Annotated in this window: 20 protein-coding genes; 5 read left to right on the top strand and 15 right to left on the bottom strand. The window is 53.1% G+C overall.

All coding sequences use genetic code 11. The features are described from left to right. Window positions 1-5: 5 nt before the first annotated feature. The 9 genes from GC101_RS14905 to GC101_RS14945 form a co-directional block, all read right to left on the bottom strand. Window positions 6-464, bottom strand: a complete 459-nt coding sequence (locus GC101_RS14905; protein ID WP_171717878.1) for a lasso peptide biosynthesis B2 protein — start codon at window positions 462-464, stop codon at window positions 6-8. Beyond that, window positions 461-760 (bottom strand): lasso peptide biosynthesis PqqD family chaperone, encoded by a 300-nt coding sequence (locus tag GC101_RS14910; RefSeq protein ID WP_042140743.1) that lies wholly within the window; start codon window positions 758-760, stop codon window positions 461-463. The genes GC101_RS14905 and GC101_RS14910 overlap by 4 nt, the downstream gene beginning before the upstream one ends. A gap of 2 nt (window positions 761-762) precedes the next feature. Further along, window positions 763-1,698, bottom strand: coding sequence for a phosphoenolpyruvate carboxykinase (ATP) (locus tag GC101_RS14915; protein WP_042140742.1), 936 nt, complete (start codon window positions 1,696-1,698; stop codon window positions 763-765). Between the two features lie 117 nt (window positions 1,699-1,815). Next, entirely contained in the window at window positions 1,816-1,941 is a 126-nt protein-coding gene (locus GC101_RS14920) for a paeninodin family lasso peptide (RefSeq protein ID WP_039306512.1), read from the bottom strand. A 29-nt stretch (window positions 1,942-1,970) separates the two neighbouring features. Further along, entirely contained in the window at window positions 1,971-3,896 is a 1,926-nt protein-coding gene (locus tag GC101_RS14925; protein ID WP_171717879.1) for an asparagine synthase-related protein, read from the bottom strand. Between the two features lie 267 nt (window positions 3,897-4,163). Further along, on the bottom strand, window positions 4,164-10,340 hold the full coding sequence (locus GC101_RS14930; RefSeq protein ID WP_171717880.1) for a hemoblobin-interacting domain-containing protein: 6,177 nt from the start codon (window positions 10,338-10,340) through the stop codon (window positions 4,164-4,166). Between the two features lie 128 nt (window positions 10,341-10,468). Continuing rightward, window positions 10,469-12,241, bottom strand: a complete 1,773-nt coding sequence (locus GC101_RS14935; RefSeq protein ID WP_216626619.1) for an extracellular solute-binding protein — start codon at window positions 12,239-12,241, stop codon at window positions 10,469-10,471. A 136-nt stretch (window positions 12,242-12,377) separates the two neighbouring features. Then, window positions 12,378-13,256 carry a carbohydrate ABC transporter permease gene (locus GC101_RS14940; protein WP_042210613.1) on the bottom strand — a complete coding sequence of 293 codons (879 nt, stop codon included), beginning with the start codon at window positions 13,254-13,256 and terminating at the stop codon, window positions 12,378-12,380. A 14-nt stretch (window positions 13,257-13,270) separates the two neighbouring features. After that, window positions 13,271-14,128: an ABC transporter permease gene (locus tag GC101_RS14945; RefSeq protein WP_246354344.1), complete on the bottom strand. Its 858-nt coding sequence runs from the start codon at window positions 14,126-14,128 to the stop codon at window positions 13,271-13,273. A gap of 257 nt (window positions 14,129-14,385) precedes the next feature. On the opposite strand from GC101_RS14945, the gene GC101_RS14950 reads away from it, so the two are divergent. From GC101_RS14950 to GC101_RS14965, 4 genes are read left to right on the top strand one after another with little or no spacing between them, the layout of a single operon-like run. After that, a complete protein-coding gene (locus GC101_RS14950; RefSeq protein ID WP_171717882.1) occupies window positions 14,386-16,122 on the top strand; it encodes a sensor histidine kinase in 1,737 nt (578 codons plus the stop codon). 25 nt (window positions 16,123-16,147) lie between these two features. After that, the gene (locus GC101_RS14955; protein ID WP_171717883.1) at window positions 16,148-17,794 is read left to right on the top strand and encodes a response regulator transcription factor; all 1,647 of its coding nucleotides are present in this window, start codon (window positions 16,148-16,150) and stop codon (window positions 17,792-17,794) included. 53 nt (window positions 17,795-17,847) lie between these two features. Then, the gene (locus GC101_RS14960; protein WP_171717884.1) at window positions 17,848-18,435 is read left to right on the top strand and encodes a GNAT family N-acetyltransferase; all 588 of its coding nucleotides are present in this window, start codon (window positions 17,848-17,850) and stop codon (window positions 18,433-18,435) included. 13 nt (window positions 18,436-18,448) lie between these two features. Continuing rightward, window positions 18,449-19,324: a GNAT family N-acetyltransferase gene (locus GC101_RS14965; RefSeq protein ID WP_171717885.1), complete on the top strand. Its 876-nt coding sequence runs from the start codon at window positions 18,449-18,451 to the stop codon at window positions 19,322-19,324. A gap of 23 nt (window positions 19,325-19,347) precedes the next feature. Here the strand turns inward: GC101_RS14965 and GC101_RS14970 are convergent, their stop codons facing one another. The 3 genes from GC101_RS14970 to GC101_RS14980 all read right to left on the bottom strand — a co-directional run bounded on the left by GC101_RS14970 (window position 19,348) and on the right by GC101_RS14980 (window position 22,368). Beyond that, window positions 19,348-20,001: a M48 family metallopeptidase gene (locus GC101_RS14970; protein ID WP_171717894.1), complete on the bottom strand. Its 654-nt coding sequence runs from the start codon at window positions 19,999-20,001 to the stop codon at window positions 19,348-19,350. Between the two features lie 23 nt (window positions 20,002-20,024). After that, on the bottom strand, window positions 20,025-21,476 hold the full coding sequence (locus tag GC101_RS14975) for a hypothetical protein (RefSeq protein WP_171717886.1): 1,452 nt from the start codon (window positions 21,474-21,476) through the stop codon (window positions 20,025-20,027). A 139-nt stretch (window positions 21,477-21,615) separates the two neighbouring features. Then, window positions 21,616-22,368 (bottom strand): SDR family NAD(P)-dependent oxidoreductase, encoded by a 753-nt coding sequence (locus GC101_RS14980; RefSeq protein ID WP_171717887.1) that lies wholly within the window; start codon window positions 22,366-22,368, stop codon window positions 21,616-21,618. 173 nt (window positions 22,369-22,541) lie between these two features. Here GC101_RS14980 and GC101_RS14985 point away from each other — a divergent pair, with 173 nt between their 5' ends. Further along, window positions 22,542-23,189, top strand: coding sequence for a TetR/AcrR family transcriptional regulator (locus GC101_RS14985; RefSeq protein ID WP_171717888.1), 648 nt, complete (start codon window positions 22,542-22,544; stop codon window positions 23,187-23,189). Between the two features lie 98 nt (window positions 23,190-23,287). On the opposite strand, the gene GC101_RS14990 is transcribed toward GC101_RS14985, so the two are convergent. Genes GC101_RS14990 through GC101_RS15000 form a run of 3 tightly spaced genes read right to left on the bottom strand, consistent with a single transcriptional unit; the run spans window position 23,288 to window position 26,252 of the window. Continuing rightward, entirely contained in the window at window positions 23,288-24,313 is a 1,026-nt protein-coding gene (locus GC101_RS14990; protein WP_281365885.1) for an ABC transporter ATP-binding protein, read from the bottom strand. Next, window positions 24,310-25,326, bottom strand: a complete 1,017-nt coding sequence (locus GC101_RS14995) for an ABC transporter ATP-binding protein (RefSeq protein WP_171717889.1) — start codon at window positions 25,324-25,326, stop codon at window positions 24,310-24,312. The genes GC101_RS14990 and GC101_RS14995 overlap by 4 nt, the downstream gene beginning before the upstream one ends. After that, entirely contained in the window at window positions 25,293-26,252 is a 960-nt protein-coding gene (locus tag GC101_RS15000) for an ABC transporter permease (RefSeq protein WP_171717896.1), read from the bottom strand. Before GC101_RS15000 ends, GC101_RS14995 begins: the two co-directional genes overlap by 34 nt. Between the last annotated feature and the right edge of the window lie 58 nt (window positions 26,253-26,310).

A 26,310-nucleotide genomic window follows, 5' to 3' on the forward strand; every position in this document is an offset into this window, starting at 1 on the left:
CTCGATCACTCAGCTTGTAACACTTTGGCGAATTTCTCCACAACCACGAATCCCTGCATGGCATCATCACCGGAGACATAACACGCCCCGCTTCGCAGCCAGGCATGGGCGATCATCTGCCCCTGCTTATCCCGCGCCACCCCCATGTAGAGGGTGCTCTCAATCCCCCGCTTCTCCAGCATCTTCAGACCGGCTACGGCTCTGACCATACAAGTGCTTTTCCAGGGCGTATAGCGGCTGATCACCCGAATGGCCTTCGTGATCTGCTGAATGCGGGGAATATCCGTGTCTTTGGATACCGCCGGAGTCTCCAGGGATTTCACCCCGAGCTGCGGAGCCGTCTTGGCAAAAGGAAACAGCAGCTGGATTCTAACCAGGAAAAGCCGCCATAACGCCTCAGGAATCAGCGCCAGCGCGGCTTTGTCATACTTCAGCAGTAAACCGATGCGCCGGAGGGTAATCATGGCCCGTTGACGATGGCGACGAGATCCTCATTCAGCAGATTCTGCACAAAATCAAATACGTCCTGCTGTGCCAGCTCCGCCGGAACCTCAAAGATCTCCTGCATGATCTCGGCAATCCGGCGGATGGACACCGGTGAAGCCAGGGCTTCCCAGATCTCGCCCCCGACCTCGCCAAGGTTGTAATACTTACCGTTCTTCACATTCAGCATCACCTTCTCGCCATCCATGTCACTGGCGATATTGCCTTCCCGCTGAACCAGAACCGAATCAAGGGACAGGACTGCTGCTGTATCCATATTCATATTTTCATCTCCTTCACCTTTTGGGTAATCGTCTCAAAGATCAGCTCCGTCTGCTGCGGTGCACTGAAGCCCTGCTCCGGACGGGTCAGCCGGTACATCGGCAGCCGGTTAACGAATGAGGCCAGCATACCGAAATGCCATTCCCTGACCCCCATGGGGTCCACCAGCGCTTTTTGATAGGTATGATTATATAAGGTATGAAGCCGCTCCAAGCCGCTGATAGCCTCTACTGACACCGGCCCGTCCTGTACAGACAGTTCAAATATTCCTGCAAGCGGCAGCGGTTCAGCCTGGAACCGGTCATGAACGGGGATGGCAAACTTGGTCTCCCGCTTAAACAGCGGGCGGTACGCAGACGAATTCATTCCCAAATAGTCCAAGCTCTGCTGCCACAGCTTCTGCTGCGGATAACCTGGAACAGCTAATGGAGTTCCATTATGCACCAACACGGGAATAACGTCGTCACTGACCAGGAGATGTCCCTGATCCATTAAATAGGAGGCAAGCGTAGACTTACCCGCTCCCGAACGCCCGACCAGCGCGTATGCCTTATTCTCAAGAACAAGTGAGCTTCCGTGAAGAGCCAATACGCCTTTTTGCATCAGAAGAACACCCATGCAGCTGCCCAGAATGAACAGGCGGATGCTATCCGGATCGGCATGGACTGCGGGAGATACGGTAATGGTGCTGCCATTCTGTATAGAAAATACGGCTGTGCCTTTAACCATGAACATCACTTCTTGCTCTGCCATACCCAGATTCGGTGAAATCTTCGGTATCGCCTCCCAGCGCTCGGACAAATCAGCCTCCACAACAGATACGCTGCCCAACCTTCCGGGCTGCTCCGTACGGGGAAGTTCCGGCAAGGGGAATTCACTGAGAATTTGCAGACCAAAAGCCTTATACCCCAGGCATTGCACTGTGCTCGCCATACGGTTCACTCCACCTTTATCAATTTCACCCGGCGGCCTTGCCGGTGATGTGAGGATAGCCCTTATCCCCCTCCAGCAAGCTAAGAGGGATGAGGGCTGGGATGTTGCCAAGCAAAACTAGGAGTGACTAACGATTTCTTCCGGATCCGATTGGAAGGAGTCGGCAATAGCGATCCCAGGTCCAGCCATAGTCATTTTAACATCCAGAACTTCCAATGCAGGCTTGCTGTATTCCTTTTTCATATTTGTCACCCCCTTTCAAGAAACATCCATCAGGTCACACGCTTCAGAAAGCGGTAGAACACCAGTCCTCTCGTAAGAAGGCGGAAATCCGTGTTGAATATTAATAATGGTGCGGGCTCACTACCCAGCCGGTCTAAACACCCGGCGAGCCCGGCATGATTCAAGTAAGAGGAAGTCCGGGGGTCCTGAAGCATCTCCCTTAGCTCCTGCAGGAACATCTGCCATTGGGGCAGCATACGTGTAATCCCATCTGCTCCCTGTATACCGCGCCGCGTCTGGTTTAGTCTGACCTTGTCCGGCAGCCGTCCTTCCATGGCCCGGCGGATTAACGACCGGTCCACTCCGTTCTGGACGTACTGCCCTTCAGGGACAGACAGACAGAAGTTGATGACACGCAGATCATTCGTAGGGTCACGATCCCATACCCTGTACTTCAGCGACAGCTTGGTAGCTGCCGTTCCATTCACATTCCAGATATGCGGCTGCTGGAAATGCTGTCTGCGGATATCGTATACCGTCTGGGAGGAAGCATCTCCTTCAAGCTCTCTCAGCTTCTCTTGCACCCCTGTCCGCCGTGCGAATTCAGGATGAATCAGCTCTAGAGGGGCCTCCTGCTTCCCGGAGATCAGCTGGCCAAGGCCGGGGAACACCTTGCGGCCGACAATCTTCAGCATTTTCTTGCGGCTTGCCCCCATCGAACGACTATAAAGCTTGTTCTCGCGGTAGAAGGAAATCCAGTGAAATTCGCGTAGCAGCTTCGCCTGGTAATCCAGTGCAGGCCCCCAGGAGATACTCCAGTTGCCCCGTTGTCCGCTGAGCAGAACACCGGCGCCCTTCATTTGTGCTTGTTCATATATGCCTTTGAGCCAATAGGAATTCTCTATGAATTTGTAGGGCATCTCCATAATATCCAGCCATTCGTCAATTTCACCATAAGGGCTCCGGTCAGGAAAGTTCAAGAAGCTGGGCTGGATGTTCCCCACATGGTCGATGGTCTCTTGAATATATGGACGCTCATCGGTGACCCGCTGGCCCAGTTTAAAACCTGTAAAATTGTCCAGCGGATAAGAGCTGAATGTAAATAATGGCTTGCCGCGGCGGCGGAGCTCCTCTGCAGCAAAGCTGACCACTGAGCCGGAATCCAGTCCGCCGCTCAGATTGGCGCCTACGGCGAGATGGGTCCGCAGCCGGTCTCTGACTGCCTGCCCGAATACCTCACGGAACGCTTCCTCGTATTCGCCGTTGCCGCGAAGCCTTAATGGAGGCGGAGTCCGGAAGGTGTAATACTGGGAGAAGGAAACCCCCTTCGCGCTGACTGTAACCGAGTGGGAAGGCGGCAGCTGTTCCACCCCTTGATAAACCGTGGAGAACATATCTGCCACATCGTTCCGGGCCTGGCTCGCCAGATACTCTGAAATCCAGCCTTCGTTCAGACCCTGCTGACCATCAGGCAAGGCCAGCAAGGGATGAATTACGGTACAGAAGGAGAACTCTCTGCCGGAACGGCGAAAGTAAAGCGTCCGGTTACCCGAGAAATCCCTCGCCCCAAACAGCGTCCGCTTGCGCGCGTCCCAGATCATGAATGCAAAGTCACCGACCAGATGAACCGGAGCCTCCCCCCCCCATTTCTCATAGGCCAAGAGAATTAGCAGACTGTCTGGAATGGAATCACGATCTTCCCGGACAACCTGAAGTTGTCCGAACAGTTCGCTGCGGTTATCAATGATTGCATCGGCCACAATCGCCAGCCCGCGTTCCGGATCATAATAGGGGAGAATCTCATTCCTTGACTGTGGGGTGATCCACTGCGAGCGGCAGCCGAGGAAGAGTCCCTCCGCCTTCCAGGCCCTAGCATCATCAGCCGGATAACGCTGCAGCTGCTGCATAAGGCGCGGACCCAGCTCCGGGTCCAGCGGCCCATGCTGCATAGAATAGATCCCGGCGATTGCGCTCATTGTATGACCTCCAGCTGTCTAAGAATTCGATATTCGTTCTTAATAATGAACACTTCTTACTATATAAGATAACGTTCTTTCCATTGATTGTGAATAGTACCAGAGAGTACTTTTAGGTAGCCTTTAGCGTATTGACTTATCACTATATGTATGATATTAGGCAGAGAATAAAGCCCTATAATTCACAAGGGGAAGTATCCCACATGCAAAAAGCGGAAGGTTCAGGGGGATCCCCCTGAACCTTCCGCTGTAAAAATCCCTTATCTTTTAGAAAATAGAGAATTCAAAGATAGACGGTCCGTAAATATCAAAATCCCTTTCGGTCATATACAAGCGGATATAACGTCCCTGAATTCCTTTGCCGCTTAAATCCACCGTCTCTGTCCAGCTTGTATCCCCCGGGTCACGATCCAACGTTTCCACTGTTGTCCAGTCCCCCGGATCATCGGTAAGCGTGTCTGCTGTCTGAACCAGAACATGTCTCGCGAATGCCCGCTCCCACTTGATCACAAGACGCTGAATGTCATGGACACTGTTCAGATCCACATAGACCCACTCTGCCTCATTTCTTTGGCCCCAATCGGCTTCCCAGCGGTTCTCCGGATTGCCGTCGGTAATCACATTCGGATCGAAATTAGTATTGGAGCTGGACGCTGTAACTGTCCGGTGCAGCGCCAGATTGACCTCCACATCAGCCGCGAGCACAGTCTGAGTGATCTGGACGTCTGTGTAGCCTTCCGCCTGAATCCGTACCGGATAACTGCCCGCCTCATTAATACTGGATGAATTCAACGTAATGACACCGTCCGCAACGGAAAAATCTGTTCCGGGCACCAGTTCCTTAGTACCCAATGTGATAACAGAAATTGCACCTGCCCAGGCAATGTCGGATGCGAAGGTCAGTGTGAAGCTGCTGCCTGCGGTATTGCCGCTGGTATCCGGTGTTACAGCCGGAGGGGTCAGCTGCGCCGGGTCTTCAGGACCGGTTCCCCCGCTATCCCCGCCTCCATCTGCCCTCACGCCGTGCACTTCAAATTCCCAGAGCGAGTACCCGTAAGCCGTTGCTCTCACTGAGCCCAGCATGCGGACATGACGGGCTGCGATATTACCCAGTACAATCGTATCTATTCCTCCGTTACCGGCGCCTTCAGTGTAAGCATCACTCCAGTCACTTTCTGCAGGAACCGCCGCGGTTGCCACCTGAATCTTGTAAGCCCTGCCATAAGCAGCTTCCCAGTTCAGCACAATGGTGTCTATAGTGTAGAGCGCCCCGAGATCAACGGCAATCCACTGGGGGTCCACTGCTGCTGCAGACTCCCAGCGCGTTGCTCCCGTCCCCTTACCGTCAAAGGCATTAGCTGCGGGCTGCGGTTCTGTGGAGGCTGTTCCCGCCTTACCGGCAGCCACGTTCGGTGATGCTGTGGTAATCTCCTGTACAACTTCGTTTGCACCGTATCCTTCTGCCAGTACGGAGACCGTATAGCTGCTGATCGCCGGGAATAGTGAGGCATCCAGCGTAATCAGACCAGTGGCAAGGGTCACTTTATCCATTGGGACCGTCACTCCGTTAATCTTGACGGCATGAATGGCGCTCTGCCAGTCCTCCTGGCCTGCGAAGGTCAGCTCAATATTGCTGCCGAGCTTATTGTCCGTATGATCCGCATTCAGCTGCGGACCGCTGCGTACTTCCTTCAGTATGATTTCATCCAGATAGACATGATGCTCTTCATCCGGTGTGGCTGAAGTAGCGGTAATCACATTACCCAGCAGGTACTTCAGCGACAGCGAAACTGCTGCCGCCGGCTTCAGCATAGCCGTATGAACCGCAGTAGGATCATTTGTGATGTCGAAATTGACTTTGGCATCACCGTTATAGCCGGTCAGCTCGATCTGAACCGGACGGTCCACCGTTGACCATCCGCGGAAGGCCAGCTCATAAGTCTTGCCGCCCTCCAGTTTAATCCCGGTCTGGGTAAGCTGCGTATACCAGCTTACAGGCACTCCCGGAGGACCCCATTCCAGTGTAATTCCTCCATTATAATGAATATCGAGATCGGCAACCCCGTCTGTCACCTCGAAGGTGGAATCCCCCTTCGTGCCTACCCAATGCTCCCAGCTCTCCGTTCCTTTGGAGAAGCTGCCGTTGGCCAGCAGATTGCCGTCACTTTCTATCAGAGACTGGCTTACTGCCGCATCCGCATATCCAGTTGCTTTTACAATAACCGAATGAGAGCCGGCCGAAGTAAATGCCTCCGGACCAAGCACAATCAATCCCGGCTGCAGGGTGTATTTCTGATGATCCAGCAGCTGCCCGTCAATCAGTACCGCACTTATTGCTGTGCGCCATGCGGCATTATCGGTATAGGCCAGTTCGATCGGCTGGCCGACACGCAGATCGGTAGTATCCGCAGCCAGAGTCTGCGGCCGTTTCAGCGGTGCATCCTTCACTTCCAGAACAACATTCCGGAAGGAGACCTCATGTGCGCCGGCTGGAGCCTGCGGCGTCTTGCCGAGCAGGAATTTGAGCGCCACATTATCATCGGCTGCCGGCTTGAACGTATACTCGAACTGCTTCCAGTCCGTGCCGAGCGTAATGGCCCCTGAATCAAAACGTCGGGTATAGGCTGCATTCTCCAGCGTTGCCTGAGAATCACGGGCTACCGAAGATTTCGCTTCAAACGACAGGATATAAGTGAAGCCCTTGCTGAGCAGCAGGTTGGATTGATTCAGCATGACATTCCATGCCTCAGTTCCGACACTGGATACTGCAACCTTGGCTGCTCCACCTGCTGCCGAGAAGGCGGCGGAAGCACCTTGTGTGAACGGCTCCCAGCCGGACAGGCCGGAGGAGAAATCCCCGTTCTTCAGCGGATACAGGCTTACAGTGCTGTAGTCCACATTGTTATTCGTCGTGCGGATCAGCCGGATGTTATCCAGCGTTACAGACGCGCTACTGCCTCCAAGCTCAAGGATCAGCTGCCCTTCTGTATCGCTAATCTGTGCAGGCATCGTGAATGTCACTGTACTCTCATTGTCAGTTCTACCTACCGCAATCTGGTTATCCTGAGCGTAGACGGCAGTTCCGTCCTTGCTCACAAGCTTAACGCCAACAGTCCTGTCAGCTTCCGCTCTGGCGTTAAAGCTCAATTGATACGTATCACTCTGCAGCAGGTTTATTCCTTTTTGCACCAATTGGATATTCCCCGGCGTGCTTCCGCCATCCTGGATATGGACCGCCAGCTTCTCCACCTCAGGGTCAACACTGGCCGTAGCGGCTGCACCCACCGCAGTGAAATTCCAATACTTCATCCGGTCCATGGTGCCCAGATCGAAACCGCCGTTATAGATATGATTGCCGTCTTCCAGCGGCGCTTTCGCTCCGTCCGGATCGTTGACCTGCTCGACTTCTTCCAGACGCACATTACCGATCCAGACTGTATTCGTATTGAGGCCCAGATTGAATTCCAGCCGGGCCGCTATGTCTGTCACAGCAGCCATCGGGAAGCTGTATTCATAGTGCTTCAATCCGGTTTTGAGTGCAGCCTCGAAATTATCCGAGTAAGCAGACCAGCCGTTGTCGGCGTCGCCGCCCATTTTAATGGAGATCGAACGGTCTGCCGAGGCTTTGGCATCAAAGCTCAGCTTATAATTATGTCCTCTCACAAGTGGAGCGTATTGAATCATCTGCAGTGCGTATGACTGATTCCCTCCGTTTGTGGGTACGATTCTGGCATAATTGCGGCCGTCTATCGCTTCAACCGTTGCGCTTCCCGCACCGCTATAGTCCGGGGTATGCAGGAAATTCCACTTGTCTGCGGCAAGCTTCTGGCTGCTGCTGGCAATGTCTGTTAAGCCCTGCTCAAAATTCGGGTCTGCGATATAGCTGCCGTCTACCGGCTGCCGCGCTTCCGCAGGAACAGGCTCTATTTCCACCACCGGCTCAACCGGCTCACGAAGCGGCTTGCCGGACAGCTCGTAAGCACGTACATAGTCCACTTCCATGGCAGCTGGCAGCTTCGCATCCGGCGGAAGCAGATTGCCGTCAAAAGTACCGCCGATCGCCAAATTCAATATCAGATAAAATGGCTTGTTGAACGGTGCAGGGAATGCGTACTTATCGGGCTGGCCGATACCTTCACTGCTCCATTCATTAACTGTCTTAAACACTTTGCCGTCTACGTACCAGCGGATTTCACCGGGCTCCCATTCGACCCCATACGTATGGAACTGGGTGATCGACTCTCCTGCCGGGAAGTCGTAATCGCCGCCCGCAGATTTATTGTTCGGCCATTGCTTGCCGAAATGAATCGTTCCGGCCACTTCCTGCGGCAGCCGTCCGCGCGCTTCCATAATATCCAGCTCACCGGAGGATGCCCAGGTTCCATAAGCGCTGTCTTTGGGCATCATCCAGAACGCCGGCCATATTCCCTGGCCTTCCGGCATCTTAATGCGTGCCTCAAATTTGCCGTACTGCTGGGTATAGGTTGGTGAAGTCCAGAGCCGGCCTGAAGTATACGGTTTCCCGGCTAAGGTCTGTTTCCGGGCCGTAATTGTAAGCTTACCGTCCTGAACCTTCAGATTATCCTTCGAATAGTACTGCTGTTCATTATTGCCCCAGCCGTCCAGCCCGAAATCCGAGCCGGTGCCGTTCTGATAAGCCCATTTATCCAGGTTAACTCCGTTCGTGTCCACGTTGCTGCCGCTTCCGTCGAACTCATCGCCCCAGATCAGCTTCCACTCTCCAATGGTCTGCTGCAGCTCGGCGTCCGTATAGCCGGCGGCTTTGATTGTAACTGCTGCTTCGCCAACCCCGGTGAATACAGCTGACTTGATCGTGATGACTCCGGCAGAAATGATATAATCCACATTCTGCTCAAGCTTGCTGCCATCCAGCAATACTTCGGTAATCGCTTCCCGCCAGGCCGGACTGTCCGTGAATGTAATCTTCACATCCTTGCCCAGCACATTGTCCGTAGTTTCCGGCACAAGCACTGGCGCTGCCGAATCCTGAACCGGCGTACTTGTCGGCGTGCTTGTTGGCGTGCTCGTCGGCGTGCTTGTTGGTGTGCTTGTTGGCGTACTTGTTGGCGTGCTTGTTGGCGTGCTCGTTGGTGTACTTGTCGGCGTGCTCGTCGGCGTACTTGTCGGTGTGCTCGTTGGTGTACTTGTCGGTGTGCTCGTCGGCGTGCTCGTCGGCGTACTTGGAGGATCGTTTACGGTTACGCTCGCCGGAGTGCTTGCAGGACGCAGCGTGGGGGTAGCAGTACTGGCTGTTTGTCTGTTTACAAGACCGCTGCTGACAGCATAAGCGCTTCCCTCTGTTACCGGCTTGTCATTCAGAGTGGTTCCAGTTGAAGCCGTACTGAGCTCGGTAATACTTCCCTTCACACTAAGAGCTGTACCCGTGGCCTCTTCCCTGACGTTCAGCTTGCCGACAGTGGACTTCTCACCTACATCAACTGCAGCGCTGCTCTGTACATCCAGCTCCCCGATAGTGGAGCTTCCTTCCAGAACCACCCGTACCGGCCCATCCGGTTTATTCACCACAACAGAGCCCACTTGAGAATTGCTGATATGCACCGAGTGTGCGCCGCCCCCGTTCACATACAGCGTGCCCTTAACGTCTACATGCTCAAGGATGACATCACCTTCTCCCACACCGGCCGTAACGAGAATATCTCCTGCTGCCTTCGTATCTTTGACCGTGCTTCCGCCGCTGGCAATCAGCAGGTTTCCGGTTGCCGGCAGATTTCCGTATACTCCCGGAGCATGGACAATCTCTCCGGCCAGCCGGTCCAGCAGCGCGATAGCCTCAGCCCTTGTAATGGACTGCTGTGGACGCAGTGTCCCATCCTCGAATCCCTTCACATAACCGCCAGCCACAAGACTGGCGAGCGGTGCTTCGGCATATGCGGCAACCCTGCTGCGGTCGGTGAATCCGGACAATACATTTGTATCCGCTTTCAACAACGGGAATAATGCCTCAGCCATCTTCGCCGCTTCCTGCCGGGTGACTGCGGCTTCCGGCAGGAACCTGCCATCAGGATATCCGTCAATATAGCCGGCTTGTCTTGCGATAGCCACTTGATCCGCATACCATTTGCCCGCACTCACATCGCTAAATGCCGACACCGACTTGGTGCTGAAGCCGAACAATGCATTGACCAGCTTGGAGAATTCTGCGCGGCTGATCTCTGCACCCGGCCGGAACTTGCCTCCGCTGCCGTTGGTCAGTCCAAGAGCCGCCCATTTCTCAATTGGTGCACGGGCCCAGTTCCCCTGGATATCTGCAAAGAACCCAGTGCCTGTCTGAACTGAAGATACCGGTGCCGCAGGGCCGTCTGCCAATGCCGCCCAGCCCGTTCCTGCCGGGCCGGCTACCAGAACCGCACTAAGCAGAATGGACGCGAATTTACGTTGTAATACGAAGCTGCTTCTTTTCATTATTTTCACTGTCCCTTCCGGATAATAAATTGCTTCATTATATATCAAAACCTATATAGCAAAAGGAACGCTACATTCAAACTTGCAGCGTTCCTGTTCACTAGCCCGTGCCTCTTACTGCTTCCCGCTTATTTGCTGCTGGCGGAATTGTACCAGTCATTAACTTCCTTCGTGATTTGATCACCGCCTGATTTCTTCCAGTTATCCACCATCGTGTCAAACTCATCGATTGGGGATTGGCCGTAGATGATTTTGGAATACGTCTGATTGATCAGCTTGTTCAGCAGCTCATTCTTCTGCTTCATCGTTTCAGTCAGCGGTCCCTGGAAGTAATTCTTCATGCGGATATCCTTCTGTTCCAGGACGATCTTCATCGCTTCAATATTCTCCGGCTTGCGGATCGCAGCCGATTGGATTTCATATGGTGTCACAGGAGCTTCGCCGTTAGCCAGCTTACTCATAGTGTCCGCATACAGCGACGGCTGGCGTGCGCCTTCAAAGGTCAGCGTGTAGTAGATCGGTTCAACCAGGTGTGTACGGTCCGCATAGTCCGGGAAGAGATCCGGATATTTCTGCGGGTCCTTGGTGATGGTGCCATCAGGCAGCTTAGCCCAGTCGTAGCCTTCAGCGAAGCCGTTCTCGAACTCGCTGCCCTTTTCAGGGTTAGCCCAGTTGTCGAAGAAGAAGTTATAGTAGCGGAGCAGGGCTTCTGGGTTCTTGGCATCCTTGTTAATCAGCATCCAGCCGTTAACGGAAGGGTTGCCGCTCTGCGCGCCGATCTTACCGTCAGGTCCAGCCGGAAGCGGATAACCTTTGTATTTCGCCCCTGGAACGTTGTTCAGCAGATCGCCGAACGGCCAGTCCGGCATCCAGTTACGGCCTACCAGTGCTCCTGCCTGGCCCTTGGTGAACAGCTCGGCTGCCCCGTTCTCATCCTTCAGTCCGGAATCCTTCGAAATATAGCCCTTATCCATCCAGGTCTTCAGTGTGGCGAGCGCCTGTTTGGCACCCGGATCGATCGAACCGTAGGTCAGGGTACCATCAGCCGATTTGTTCCATTGGCCCGGCAGTGTACCATAGTCCCCGAACAGCCAGCTGATATCACCCATCCAGCCGAGGAACGTATTCTTGAAGCCGGTTGCGATTCCGAGGGTATCCTTCTTGCCGTTGCCGTCAGGATCTTTGTTCACGAAGGCATCCATAATCGCTTCGAAATCTGCCAGCGTCTTCGGCGGCTGCAGGCCCAGCTTATCCATCCAGTCCTGACGCAGCCAGAGGAGCATATCATCATTGTAGGCATAATCCAGAACCGGAAGGGCCATCCGCTGGCCGTCACGGGTTACCGGGAGCCAGGTGTAGGCATTAAGCTCAACGCCCTTCTTGTAATTGTCTCCGGCATACTTATCGAACAGGTCACCGATATCCATGAATTGACCGGAATCAATCAGCATGTTGACGGTTTCCATGTCACCGCGGTAGGTGATCACATCCGGCATTTTTTCACCCGAGGAGAGCATCAGACGCAGCTTCGTTTTGTAGGCATCATTGGTATCGGTTACGATCCAGTCATATTTAACATCGATGCCCAGGTTATCTTTCATGTAACTTTGCATTACATTGTTCTCCATGGTCTCACCATTCTTGAAGAAATAGTTCGTTCCGATCCCCTTAACGGTCGTAAGCGTAATCGGCTCTACATATTTGCTTCCATCCCAGCCCGTTTCATCCACATTGCCCGCTGCATTCGTTGCACTGGCATTGCCGCCTGCATTGGTGCTCTCTGCAGCCGCTTTGGTCGCAGCCGGCTCATTCTGGGCATTATTCCCGTTACCCGAACAGGCCGTTACACTGAACGCCAGAGCCGAAACCAGCAATACGCTGGACACTCGTTTGAGTTGCATATTGATCTTGTCCCCCTACATGTATAATTGATTGAGAGCGCTTACCGTCCCCTCACACACTCACTATAAAACCGGTTTCGATTTAAGGAAATGCCCTAAATTTGGTCCCGATGCCAATATATTATCCTCTTGCCTGTTACTCTTTAATGGCCCCCAATACGATACCCTTCACAAAAAAGCGCTGCAGGAACGGGTAGACAATCAGCACCGGCAGAATTCCGATAAAAATCTGGGCGGCCTTCACCGTCCGCTGCGAGATATTCTTCAGCTCATTGACATCCGGATTCAGCTTGCTGAAATCCTGCTGGACAATGATGGTCTGCAGGAACGTGGCCAGCGGATAGTTGCGGTAATTGTTGATATACAGCAGCCCGTCGAACCAGGCATTCCAGTTGCCCACAATGGAGAACAGTGACAGTGTAGCGATGGATGGCATCGCAAGCGGCAGATATACACGGAACAATACGGTGAAATGCCCTGCTCCATCAATCAGTGCGGCCTCTTCCATCTCCTTCGGTGTTGCCTTGAAAAAGTTCATCAGCAGAATCATATTGAACACCTGGACGGCTCCCGGCAGCACCAGCGCCCAGATGGTGTCCATCAGATGCAGGTTGCGCACAACGATATATGATGGAATCATACCTCCGGTAAAAAGCATTGTGAAGACAAAATACCAGGCGTAGATATTGCGGCTTTTGAATACGGACGCATCCTTAGACAGAGCGTAGCCTGCGAGGATAATGACACTCATGGTCATGAACGTCCCCAGCACCGTCCGCCCCAGTGAAATGACGAACGCCCGCGAGAAGTTCGGATTGTTCAGCGTCTTGGTATATGATTCGATATTGAAATCAACCGGCCACAGGCCGACCAGATGTGAATTGGCAGGGGCGCTTGCGCTGAAGCTGATGGCAAGAATATGAATAATCGGCAGAATACAGAGAATTCCGGCCAACAGCAGAATGCAATAATTTAGAACCGTAAATAGCCTGTACCCCGTTGTTTTGTAATACATGAGTCCGCACCTCCCTAGAATATTTTATAATCTGCCAGCTTGTACGCCACCCGGTAACCAATGACAATCAGCACGAAGCCTACAATTGATTTGAAAATGCCGACTGCTGTCCCAAAGCTGTACTGGCCGTTTAGAATACCCGTGCGGTACACGAATGTATCAATAATGTCGCCCTTGTCGTAAACCAGCGGATTGTACAGATTGAAAATCTGGTCAAACCCGGCGTTCATAATATTCCCGATCGCCAGCGTCCCGACCACGATAACGATAGGTGCAAGCGATGGAATTGTAATGCTCAGTGTTTGTCTCCAGCGGTTCGCACCGTCCACTTCTGCAGCTTCGTAGAGTGACGGATTCACGCCGGCGAGTGCAGCCAGATAGACGATTGTTCCGAAGCCGAACTGCTGCCATACATCGGTTAGAACGACAATGAACCGGAACCAGTTGCCGCTACCCAGGAACAGGATCGGATCGAGACCGAACCAGTTATGCAGCAGCATATTGATAATTCCATCGGTTGAGAGCATATCGTTCAGGATACCGCCCAGGAATACCCATGAGATAAAATAAGGCAGGTACACCAGCGTCTGCACTGTCCGTTTAACCGAATTTCTCCGCACCTCATTAAGCAGCAGCGCAAAGCAGAATGGCACCACGATATTAAAGATGATCTTAAGTCCGGCGATCAGCGTGGTGTTCAGAATGACCTGTTTGCTGTCCGGATACTCGAACATAAATTTGAAATGGTCCAGTCCGACCCACTTGGAGCCCCATATGCCATCGTAAGGTTTATAATCCTTGAATGCGATTACCAGACCGCCCAGCGGCAAGTATCCGAAGATAAATTGCAGCACTACAGCCGGCAGCAGCATCACATGCAGCGGCCATGTCCGTCTCAGAAAACCTTTGATCCCCTTACGCCTAACCGGTGTGCCGATCCCGGTTACTTTCCCAACTGTTCCCATGCCCCAAAATCCTCTCCACCACTTTTTTAAGGATTGACATCTGCGCCGTCATCCTGCAATAGTAGTATAACAATGTCCCATTTTCCCCGTCTGCGCCTATAATTTTGGAACGATACCTCATTTTTTGTTTCTTGCATTCCGCGAAACGGAGGAGCTGCAGGGTTATGAACATACGCATGAATACGTTTACAAAAATTGTCGGACTCATCCTTCTGCTGCTGATTCCTATTCTCGTACTCTACTGGTTCTCCAACCAGACGAGTCTCCGCGTAGTGTCGGACGAGGTGGAGAAATCCATGTATAAGGATCTTTCCTTTTTCGCTACCCAGACCGATAATACGGCAGCCCAGCTGTCCAAGAGCGGACTGACCATCAGCGAAGATATCAATGTCCGCAATCTCGAGTTCATTGAAATCGCAACCCTGTACGAGCAGACTAATGAGAAGCTGCGGATTGATGAGAAGCTGAGGCTGATGATCGCTTCCTCCACCTGGGATACCACACTCAGTATTATCACACCGGATACCCGGACCTTCGTGTCATCCAATGCCTCTATCCAGTACGATGTGGATTTGATCAACCGGAATTTCACACGGGTCTGGCGGTATACAGAGGATGTACCCGCCTACTTCCGTAAACAGCCGCGCTTCGTCCGCTATATTACAGAGCCCTATTCCTCACCGCTGGACAAGGCGTCACTAATCGTGGAGATAAGCTTTCCCGTCACGGATCTAACCAAGGCGCTTGACCGGTTCAAGCAAGGCGGCAAGGGCGACCCGTTCTTTATTAATTCTGCCGGAGATATTATCCGTTCGATGGATGCCGACGAAACGCTGCAGGGTGAGCTGATTCGCCGGATGGATCTGCCTGCTCTGGTCAAAACGCCTTTTACCCGCTTCTCTCTTTCCGGAAGCGAATATGCTGTCGGCTCTGTGTGGATGCCGGAGCTTGGGCTGTATCTGGTGGATTATTTACCGATCCAGGATGTCGTCCGGCCGATCACAGCGAACCGCAACCTGTTCTATGTTTCGATCTTCTTCCTGCTCATCGGCAGCACAATTGCGGCCTATTTCCTGTACAACAACGTGCAGGTACCCATCCGCGAGCTTATCCGCGGGGTCCGCAGAGTCAAACGGGGGGATTATACTACGATGAATATCCTGCACCCCAACAATGAGTTCCACTTCCTGCTGGTCAGCTTTAACGATATGGCGAAGCAGATTGAACAGCTGATTCAGAATGTCTATCTGGAGCAGATTGCTTCGAGAGACGCTAAGCTGAAGCAGCTGCAGTCGCAGATTAACCCGCATTTCCTCTATAATTGCTTCACACTTATCCGTAGCCTGACGCGGCTAGGAGAGAAGGATACGGTGATGCAGCTGTCGATGCATCTCAGCAAATACTACCGCTACACCACCTACTCCGACCGCCAGACAGCAGGGCTGCGGGAGGAGATCGAGCTGGTCAACAGCTACCTGGCCATCCAGGCAATCAAGGTTCAGGATTTGAAATATGAGATCGATATTCCTGCGGCATTTGCCGAGCAGGAGCTGCCCCGCCTTATTCTCCAGCCGCTGGTGGAGAATGCCGTACTGCACGGCATTGAGCCGGTAGGCTGCGGAAGCATCCGGGTCAGCGCCTGCGTAACGGAGGGCTTCAACATCATCACCGTGCAGGATGACGGCATCGGGCTTACGGAAGAGCAGCTTGCGGATCTGCAGCGGCAGATCGTGATCCCGCCGATGGAAGACAAAGGCTGCGCGCTGTGGAATACACGCCAGCGGATGCAGCTGCAGTTCGGGCCTGAAGCCGGACTGCGCATCATCCGCCGCGTGGAGGGCGGCATTGAAGCCCAGTTGTACTGGCCCAAGCAGGCGGACTATAACACCGCTGCTTCATAGCCAATTTATCGAGGGGGAACATGAAATGCACCAGCTGCTAATTATTGACGATCAAACTGCCCTTGCGGATGATCTGGCCGACATGCTCCCCTGGAGTGAGATCGGAATCGGCGTTGTCCATAAAGCATACTCCGGGCGGGAAGCGCTGGAGCTGCTCTATGAGCATTCCATCGATATTGTAGTGACGGATATCCGGATGCCGGGAATGTCCGGGCTTGATCTGATTGCTGAGATCAAACGGAACTGGAAGCACATCAAGTGCATTCTTCTGACCGGTTATGCAGATTTCGAGTATACCAAGCAGGCACTGAAGCTGCGATCCAGCGACTACCTGCTCAAGCCGGTCGAGGATGCTGAACTGATGGAGGCTGTACGCCGGGCACTGGACGAGCTCGAACGGGAATGGCAGGAAATCACCTCTACTCAGAAAGCTGTTTATGCACTTCGGGAGCAGCTGCCCAAGCTTAGGGAATATCTGCTGCTGGATTTGATTAACGGCAAGCAGCCTCCCTCCGCAGGTCCGCTTGCCAGGAAGCTTGAAATGTACGAAGTCCAGATTCCCCGGGGAGCAGACTGCAGCATGATGCTGCTCCGGATTGACGATACAGAGGGCATGTACGATCCGGGCGGTGAGACGCTTATTGAATACGCGCTGACCAATATTGCCTCCGAGCTGTTCAGCGACCGGATGTGGCTATGGAATTGTACAGATATACATGGTTATATCGTATGTGTACTGTCACCCAAACCTTACTTTGACGGGCCGGCGGCGTCCTCCAAAGCCGCAAAAGAGGATCTGGATGCCTGGATTGAAACCCAGGCCTTCCAGCTTCAGCGTGCAGCCAAATCCTATTTGAAGATCGGTATATCGGTTCTGACGAGCAAACGCGGGCAATTCCCTGAAGAGCTGGGAACCTTGTACCAATCCTCTCTGGCCAGCTTCAGGCACTTCATCGGCAGGGATACCGAGCTGTTCGTTTCGCTGGCCCAGGAACCGGAACGCGGTGAAATGCAGCAGCTCGGTGAGCTCTACCGCTCACCAACGCTCGGCACACTGCTGGAAATGGGGCAATGGGAGGCAGCCGGCGAGAAGCTGGATGCCATACTTAATGAGCTTGAAGAGGAATGGAGGGACTCGCAAGAGCATATCCTTGAGACCTATTTTGCCATCGCCTCTTCCATTGCCTCGCTCATCCACCGCACGAAGAAGTGGCTGGCCGATACGATTGGTGATGATTTCTACACGGTAGCAGGCGGACCGCCCATGCAGACAGTCAGCGAGCTGCGCAGCTGGAGTGAACGCGTAATTTCCAGCTACCGGCTCTCGGTCAGCAGTGTGGAGAAGGATTCCCGCTCCTCCATTATCCGTAAAGTGCAGGACTATATAGCGCATAATCCCGGCACAGCTTCGCTGCAGACCATATCCTCCAGCGTATATTTGAACCCCTCCTACCTCTCCAAGATATACAAGCTGGAGACCGGAGAAGGAATCAGCGAATATATACTCCGGGTCCGTATGGAGAAAGCCATTCTGCTGCTGGCTCAGTCACCGGACAAAATCTATGAGATCTCTGTCCTGCTCGGCTACCAGAAGCCAAGCTACTTCATCCAGCTCTTCAAGAAGCATTACGGCATGACACCGCAGGAATACCGCAACAAACTGGGATTGTGAGGCATTTAAGCATATATACTCATTGCCCGGTACTCTCTCTAGGAGCTGAACTTATGCCTATTTATCCGATTGACCCGATCCTCCTCTCCATGCCGGAGAGCTTTGAAAGCAGCCGCCTGCTGATCCGTGCCGCTCTATGGGGAGACGGAGCCGCTGTAAATGAAGCCGTTCAGGAGAGCACAGCCGAATTAAGCCCTTGGATGCCCTGGGCACAGCATATCCCGTCTGTGGAGGAATCCGAAGCCTCCATCCGGAAGTCACGGCTGCAATTTCTGGAACGCAAGGATATCCGGCTGCTGCTCGTGAATAAGAAGACCGGTCAGCTGGTCGGCAGCAGCGGCCTGCACCGGATCGACTGGCAGGTGCGGAAATTTGAAATCGGTTATTGGGTGCGCACCTCCTGCGCCGGACAAGGTTATATCACGGAAGCGGTGAGGGCCATTGCCGATTTCGCCGTACAGGAGCTGCAGGCGGCCCGGCTGGAGATCCGCTGTGATTCCCGCAATACACAGAGTGCGCGGGTGGCTGAACGTGCAGGCTTCACTTTGGAAGGCATTCTGCGGAATGACAAATTAGATGTACAAGGCGCCTTAAGAGACACTATGATTTATTCGAAGGTTCGCGGGGTTGAATATTACTGAAGGAGCAGCTACCATGGATAATCTTCAATTTGTCTGCAATTATAAAGATCAGGAGCCGCTTAGAAACAGCTTTTTTGCGCTGGCTGCTGATACGTTTGAACTTGAGCTGGAGCGCTGGTATGAGCAGGGCTTCTGGGGGGAACGGTACATTCCTTATTCTTACGCGGAGGGTAATCGGGTAATTGCTAATGTCTCGGTGAACCTGCTTGAGCTGATTATTAATGGCGTGAGGTCCCGCGCCGTGCAGCTTGGGACGGTGATGACGCATCCTGACTACCGGGGACTGGGCCTGTCCGCCCGGCTGATGAACAAAGTGCTGGAGGATTACGGACAGCAGTGTGAATTCATGTATCTTTTTTCCAACGATACGGTATTGGACTTCTATCCCAAGTTCGGATTCCAGCCTGTGGAGGAGCAGCTCTTCTCTATGAACTGCCCTCCCGGTTCAGCCGGATCTGCGGGAATCCGCAAGCTGGATCTGTCCATAAGTCGTGATCTGAGCCTGGTCACCACCTTCGCAGCGCAGCGGCAGCCAGTATCCGAACGCCTTGGCGTCAGCGGCACCGATGGACTGCTGATGTTCTACTGCCTGAACGTCTTCAGCGGCAATCTATATTACCTGGAGGACGAGGAGGTCATCGCCATCTGCCGGCAGGAGAGCGGCCGGTTAGAGATTTACGATCTGATCAGCACGAAGCCCGTCGCCGTCCGCGAAATCGCAATGAAGCTTACGGACAGCGTCACGGAGACTATAGTCTTCCACTTCACGCCAAGTGACGATGACCTTGAACTGGCGGGCAGCAGCTGCCCTAGCGGTTTGTTCGTGCGGAATCAGAGCAGTCTGCAGTACCCTGCGAACGTCAAGCTTCCGGCAACATCCATCGCTTAAGCTAAGCCGTCATCACATAGGATTCAGAGTGTCATGAATTGCCCCTGCCGGGCCAGATAAGCTTCCTTCTCTTTGTAGTCCGGCATTACACTTCCCAGGCGGCGCCAGAAGGAACGGTCATGATTCATATGCAGCAGATGACAGAGCTCATGAATGATGACATAGTCGATCACCTCCGGCGGCGCCATGGCAAGGCGGTAGTTAAAGGTCAGTTTTTTATCAAAGCTGCAGCTCCCCCATTTGGTCCGCGATTCCACAATCTCGATACTCTTCGGCTTCACCTTCAGCTGGGCCTGATAACGGGTAATGCGCTCTGCAACGATTTTTTTCAGACTGGCCATATAGAACTTCTTCAGCGCAAGCTTCAGCTCCTCCGCATTCATACCGCCGGTCGCAATCAGCTCTTGCAGCGCGTGCTCCTTCCCCAGATACAGGTATGTTTCTTCCCCCTGATACTCCTTGATCTTCGGCACCTGCCGGGCCGCCGCATTACTGCGCAGCTTCTCCAGAATCTTCTTGCCGAGGCCTTCCACCGCACTGCGGATACTCTCTTCACTTGTTCCTGTAGGCACCTTAACGGTAATGAGATCTGATCCGTCAATCTGAACGGACATTTTCTTGCGCTTGGCATATTGAACATGGAGCGTAATCATCTGATCTTCGAGCTGAATCTGCATAGCCACCATCATTTCTGTAATTTCTAATACACCGGATACCCGGCTACAAACACTGCCAGATACAGCAGACTCCCCGCAATGAATAAGGAGGTAAGCGCGATATCCTTCCATTTCTTATCTTGTGTCAACACTACTGCCGCGAAGGCCAGCGGAAAAGCCACGGCGAAATAACGCGGAGCGGACAGCAGCCAGGTCGGACCTACAACGTAGACGAAATAGACGATTAAATACGCCATATAAGCAGGATGAAGTCTCTTCGCGCTTTTGAACATCATCAAGAGCACCAGGAAGATACTAATCAGATTGGGCAGCCACAGCCCCAGGAAAGAACGGAAGTCTGCATCCTTGAAGGTTTTCACGGCATACTCCATCTGATATCTCACCGTATCGAAAAAGAAGTAGAACTGCTGCGACCAATGCTCCCGCTGATAAATACTGAACTGGAATGCGTTGCCCGTAACATTGTAATTGATATAGAGATAAGCCAGCAGACCGAAGGACACTGTAGCCAGAGAGACCACTGCTTTGACCAGTCTGTTAATAAAAGCCTTCCGCTCCAGCTGTCTGTAGCCTGCTGCCAAATCCCGGGCAAATTCCACGGCAACCGGTATAGCCAGCAGTATCCCCGGAGAACGGGTGAAGCCGGCCAGCGCCGCACAGAGACAGCCGAGCAGCCAGCGCTTCTGGCGCACATAATACAATGCCATCAGGGAGAGCAGCAGGAACAGCGCCTCCGTCATGGGGATGAAGAAAAAGAACGCCGAAGGAAAGATGAAAATATATTTCACGACCCGCAGCGCATTGCTGCGTCCCATGTCCAGCCTGGCAAGCTCATAAGCGAACAACGCTGCAGCAAGGGTGCAAAGGTTAGCGGCTACAAAGCCGGCGACCATATAATTGCCTGTGAAAAACTGCGCCAGCTTAATAATGACTGGAAATAAAGGCAGGAACACAATGTGGAACCGGGAGTCTCCTTCCGTGACATACCCGTGCTCAGCGATCCCCAGATAAGACATGGCGTCTATTCCGCGAATATGCCAGGTATCGATAAAACGGGAGAATAAGCTTCCGGAAACCCCGTCTTTAAGCATCCAGAAGACATAGGCTATCAGAATGAGCAGCACACGGCTGGCCACCACCCAGAGCACAATCTTCCACCATGTCCGTTGCCGCTCCTCAGGCAGACTGTTGATACGTACCGGCTCCTGCATATTCCATGAACTTATGTATCCGGTCAAAGCGGGAATGGCCCGCAGTCCCGTCCAGATAAACAGCCCCAGACAGACTAGCGAGGCAAGGGTGCCCATCAGGCTCCACGCATGCACGGACACCGCCCATATCCATACGGCCACTATCATTATAAGAATAAAGAGAGCTGAAACTGCTTTGTCGACCTTTTTCACCATAGCCTCCGGTTCCGCATCCATTGCGTCATTGATTAGGATTAGAATTACAATAATCAGTCTTTTTCTCATTTTCTTATAGAAGTGGCTTTTACACAATAATTAGTTTACGGCGGTATCAAAAGCAAAGAGGAGCGCTGCCCATAAACCGGCAGCACTCCTCTTCATCTATTTCAAGTTTGTCCCTCCCGGGAGCCGGGGCTTCGGGCTCTTATTTCGCTGTAACGCCGCCGTCTACCGGCAGTTCTACACCAGTGATATAAGCCGACTCATCGGAAGCGAGGAACAGCACGGCTTCCGCCACTTCGGAGGCACGGCCGACACGCGGCAGCGCCGTCTGGGACAGGAACCATTTCAGCCTTTGTTCGTCATTCACGAACTCAGCGCTCATTGGCGTTTCGACAAAGCCGGGATGCACAGAGTTGACCCGGATATGATCTTTACCGAAATCAACAGCCGCCGCTTTGCTCAGCATGCGGACCCCGCCTTTGGAGGCTGTATAAGCACCTGCGCCGCTGCTTCCGGTTAGTCCGGCAATCGATGAAATATTGACGATTGAGCCTCCATTATTCTCCTGCATATGCGGAACCACATATTTCATCCCAAGGAAGGTGCTGGTCAGGTTAATGCTGATGACCTTGTTCCACTGCTCCATAGTTGTATCCAGAAGTCCGGTTGCAAGCGAAATTCCCGCATTGTTAACCAGCACGTCGATTTTGCCGTAAGTCTTCATCACTTCTTCGATCACATGGACCCATTGCTCTTCAGAGACCACATTATGCACATAAGCCGTAGCCTGACCGCCATCAGCTTCAATCTCCTTCACTACAGCCTGCAGCGCAGCTTCATTAATATCAGTAACGGCAACCTTGGCACCCTCCCGCGCAAAAAGCAGTGCTTCTTCACGTCCCATGCCGCTGCCGGCTCCGGTAATAATGGCAACCTTATCCTTCAGTCGATTCATAGCTGTATCCCCTTCGTTGTGTGAATTAAAATGTATTGTGATAGTTACACTATCACTGTGATATTTATCATATCACTTTGTGCAGATAAACTCAAACCCTCCTTGCTTAAAGAATAACCACTAGCTATACTACTGGTAGTTCAAATACCGATAGTGAAAGGGTATAAGCTCTTATGGATCCCAAAACAAGATACGAGAAGGAACGCCTTGACGGCAAACAACAGCGCTTATCGCTGATTCTGGAAGCAGCAGAACGCGTATTTAATCAGAAGGGGATTGAGAAAACCACGATGCAGGATATTGCAACTGACGCGAATATCGGCATTGCTACCCTGTTCAGATATTTCCCGAAGAAAGAAAAGCTGATTGTCGCCGTTGCTACCCGGCTGCTGGAGCCGATGCTGGAGCGGTTTGAATATGTGGCCGGATTGCCTGTGCCATGCCTGGACAAGCTTGAAGCATTATTCGATTTTTTCATCGAGGATCACTATAAATTAAGCACAACCTTCATGGTTGACTTCGAAAGCTACGCCGCCCATTTCCCGGAACCGCTGGAGGATATTCATCATTTCAATGCTCTGACCCGCCGAATTTCGCAGGTCTATTCCCGGATCATTCAGAATGGCATTGAGGACGGCTCGGTCCGCTCTGATCTCGAGGTGAGGGATACTTTAACTACATTAATTAATACGTTCGGCATTTTCTCGAAGAAGCTCTCGCTGCAGAAGAACATCCCTATGCTTGAAGCGGATCTAACGACAGAGCTCCAGCTGGATATTCTCAAGCGGGTGTTTCTCGACTATCTGAAGCCTGTATTCTAACCGAGGCACCAAAATAAGGGGTGACCCCGCAGCCGTTGGTACATGGCTGCGGAGTCACCCCCTTCATATGGGGATATCCTTATCGGACTCCCTGACAATTATGCATTAGGCAGCAACGGGAAATGACAGGCCACCGGACGGCCTGGAACAACCTCTTCAAGCAGCGGCTCCACCTGGCGGCATTTGTCCTGGACAAACGGGCAGCGGGTATGGAACCGGCAGCCGGACGGCGGGTTAGCCGGGGATGGCACATCGCCCTCCAGCACAATGCGGTCCTGCTTGCGTCTTGGTGTCGGCTTCGGAATCGCCGAGAGCAGGGCGGCTGTGTAAGGATGCAGCGGAGCTGCAAACAGCTCCTCCGTCTCAGACACCTCCACCAGCTTGCCCAGATACATTACCCCGACGCGGTCCGAAATATGCCGGACCACATTCAGGCCGTGCGCAATGAACAGGAAGGTTAATCCGAGTTCCTTCTGCAGCTTCATGAGCAGGTTGATCACCTGGGATTGTACCGATACATCCAGTGCCGATACAGCCTCATCGGCAACGATAAACTGCGGATTCAGGGCAATCGCCCGGGCAATCCCGATCCGCTGGCGTTGTCCGCCGGAGAATTCATGCGGGTAACGGTTCCGGCGGCTGGCATCCAGCCCCACCAGCTCCATCAGCTCCACTACCCGGGCATCAATCTCTTTAGCCGACATACTCCGGTGAATGCGCAGCGGCTCTCCGATAATATCCTTGACGAGGAACCGCGGATTCAGCGAGCCGAACGGATCCTGGAAGATAATCTGCATTTCTTCCCGCAGCTTCCGCATGTCACCGGAGCTCAGGGAATGGATATCCTTCCCCTTGAATAACACTTCTCCCCCGGTTGCACTCTGCAGCCGGAGCAGCACCCGGCCGAACGTGGATTTGCCGCAGCCGGATTCACCGACCAGCCCGAAGGTCTCGCCTTTGCGGATGGATAGATTAACACCATCCACAGCCTTGACCTGTCCGACGGTGCGGTTAAGCAGACCCTTGGTGATCGGGAAATATTTCTTCACGTCCTTAACTTCCAGCAATATTTCTGAAGAAGGCATATGTTCTCTTACCGGTTGGGTTGCCGTTTCATTCATCATGCGCGTTTCACCTCATTGCTGTAATCTGCCTGCACCGGCTTATCCTTGAACAGCCAGCAGGCTGCACGATGATCGTCCGAGATCATGAAATCGGGCGGCTCCTGATTCCTGCAGATATCCATGGCATGAGGACAACGCGGATTAAAGCGGCAGCCGGAGGGCAGCTGGCCAATCGGAGGAATCGTCCCGAGAATGGTATACAGCTCGCCTCCCCGTCCGCCTTCAAACCCCGGAATCGACCGGAGCAGCCCGACCGTATATGGATGGCTCGGGTGGTCGAAAATCTCTTCGACCGTCCCCTCCTCCACGATGGCTCCGGCATACATAACAGCAATGCGGTCAGCCATCTCTGCCGCTACACCCATATCATGGGTGATCAGCAGAATAGACATTCCGAGTTCGGACTGAAGCTTGCGCAGCAGATCCAGAATCTGAGCCTGCACCGTAACATCCAGTGCGGTTGTCGGCTCATCGGCGATGAGCAGTTCAGGATTACAAGCCAGCGCAATAGCAATGACGACGCGCTGGCACATCCCGCCGGACAGCTCATGCGGATACTGCTTGGCACGGATCTCCGGAGCCGGGATACCGACTAATTTGATCAGATCAACCGCCATTCTCATGGCTTCGGCATCACTCTTGTTCTGATGAAGCCGCAGGCTCTCCGCAATCTGTTCGCCTACCGTAAATACCGGATTCAGCGACGACATCGGGTCCTGAAAGATCATGGCAATCTGATTCCCGCGGATTTCCCGCATCTCTTCCTGGCTCTTCGCCGCCAAATCCTGGCCGTGAAAATTAATACTGCCGTCAAGAATCATCCCTCCGGCATAATCAATCAACCGCATAATCGCGAGTGAGGTTACACTTTTACCGCTGCCGGATTCACCGACAATACAGACAGTCTGGCCTTTGTTCACAGAAATGGAGATGCCGTCGGTTGCTTTGAGAAGGCCCTTCTCGGTTGCAAAGCCGGCGGTCAGCTTCCGGATTTCGAGTAGTTTTTCCGCCATTGTTCCAGCCTCCTCCGGGATTTGGTCACTTGTTGTCTGGGATCTAGAGCATCCCGGATACCGTCGCCGATAAAGTTAACTGCCAGCACTACGAGCAGGATGCAGAAGCCCGGGTACACTGCCTGCATCGGGTCAACCAGCATGAATTCCTGAGCGTTGCTGAGCATTAGCCCCCAGCTTGTAGCCGGTGCCTGAATGCCGAGGCCCAGATACGACAACGCAGATTCACTCAGAATCGCACCGCCGACCATCAGGGTCGCATTTACGATAATCGGGAAGCTTGCATTACGGAGCAGATGCCGGAAAATGATGCCCCAGCTGGATACTCCAATCGCCCTGGCCGCCTCCACATATTGCATTTCACGCAGCTGCAGGAAGGTCCCCCGGACGAGCCGGGCAATACTCATCCAGCTCGTAAATGCCAGAATAAGAATCATGTATTTAATCTGTGTGCCGAACAGCGCCATAATCAGGATGTTCAGGAACAGGGTCGGCACAGAGTTCATCACGTCTACAATACGCATGAATACCGTATCCACAAACCCGCCGAAATACCCTGAAATCGCACCGATAACCGATCCGACAACTACGGAAACAAACGCAACAGAGAATCCGATAGCCAGGGAAACACGCGCACTGTACAGCAGTCTGCTGAGAATATCGCGGCCCAGCTCGTCTGTGCCCATAGGATGCCCTTCAGCCCCCGGCTTCAGATTGGCGAACATCAGATCAATCGTTTCCGGTTTATATTTGGTCAGCCACGGAGCGCAGAGTGCAATGAGCACAAATATAATCAGGACTACCAAACCGCCCATTGCGAACGGATTGCGCGAGAATTTCTTCCATAAAACACTCCAGGGACCCGGCGGCCGCTTGGAATCCACTACCGCAATCTCAGGGTCTGTCCCTCCGGGCATCGGATTCATGTCCGGGGTTCCAAACGGCTTAGATACAGCCCCTTTGGTAAGCTCAGTATTCTCTGTA

This window comes from Paenibacillus phytohabitans (assembly GCF_013141775.1).
Classification (GTDB): domain Bacteria; phylum Bacillota; class Bacilli; order Paenibacillales; family Paenibacillaceae; genus Paenibacillus_AQ; species Paenibacillus_AQ phytohabitans.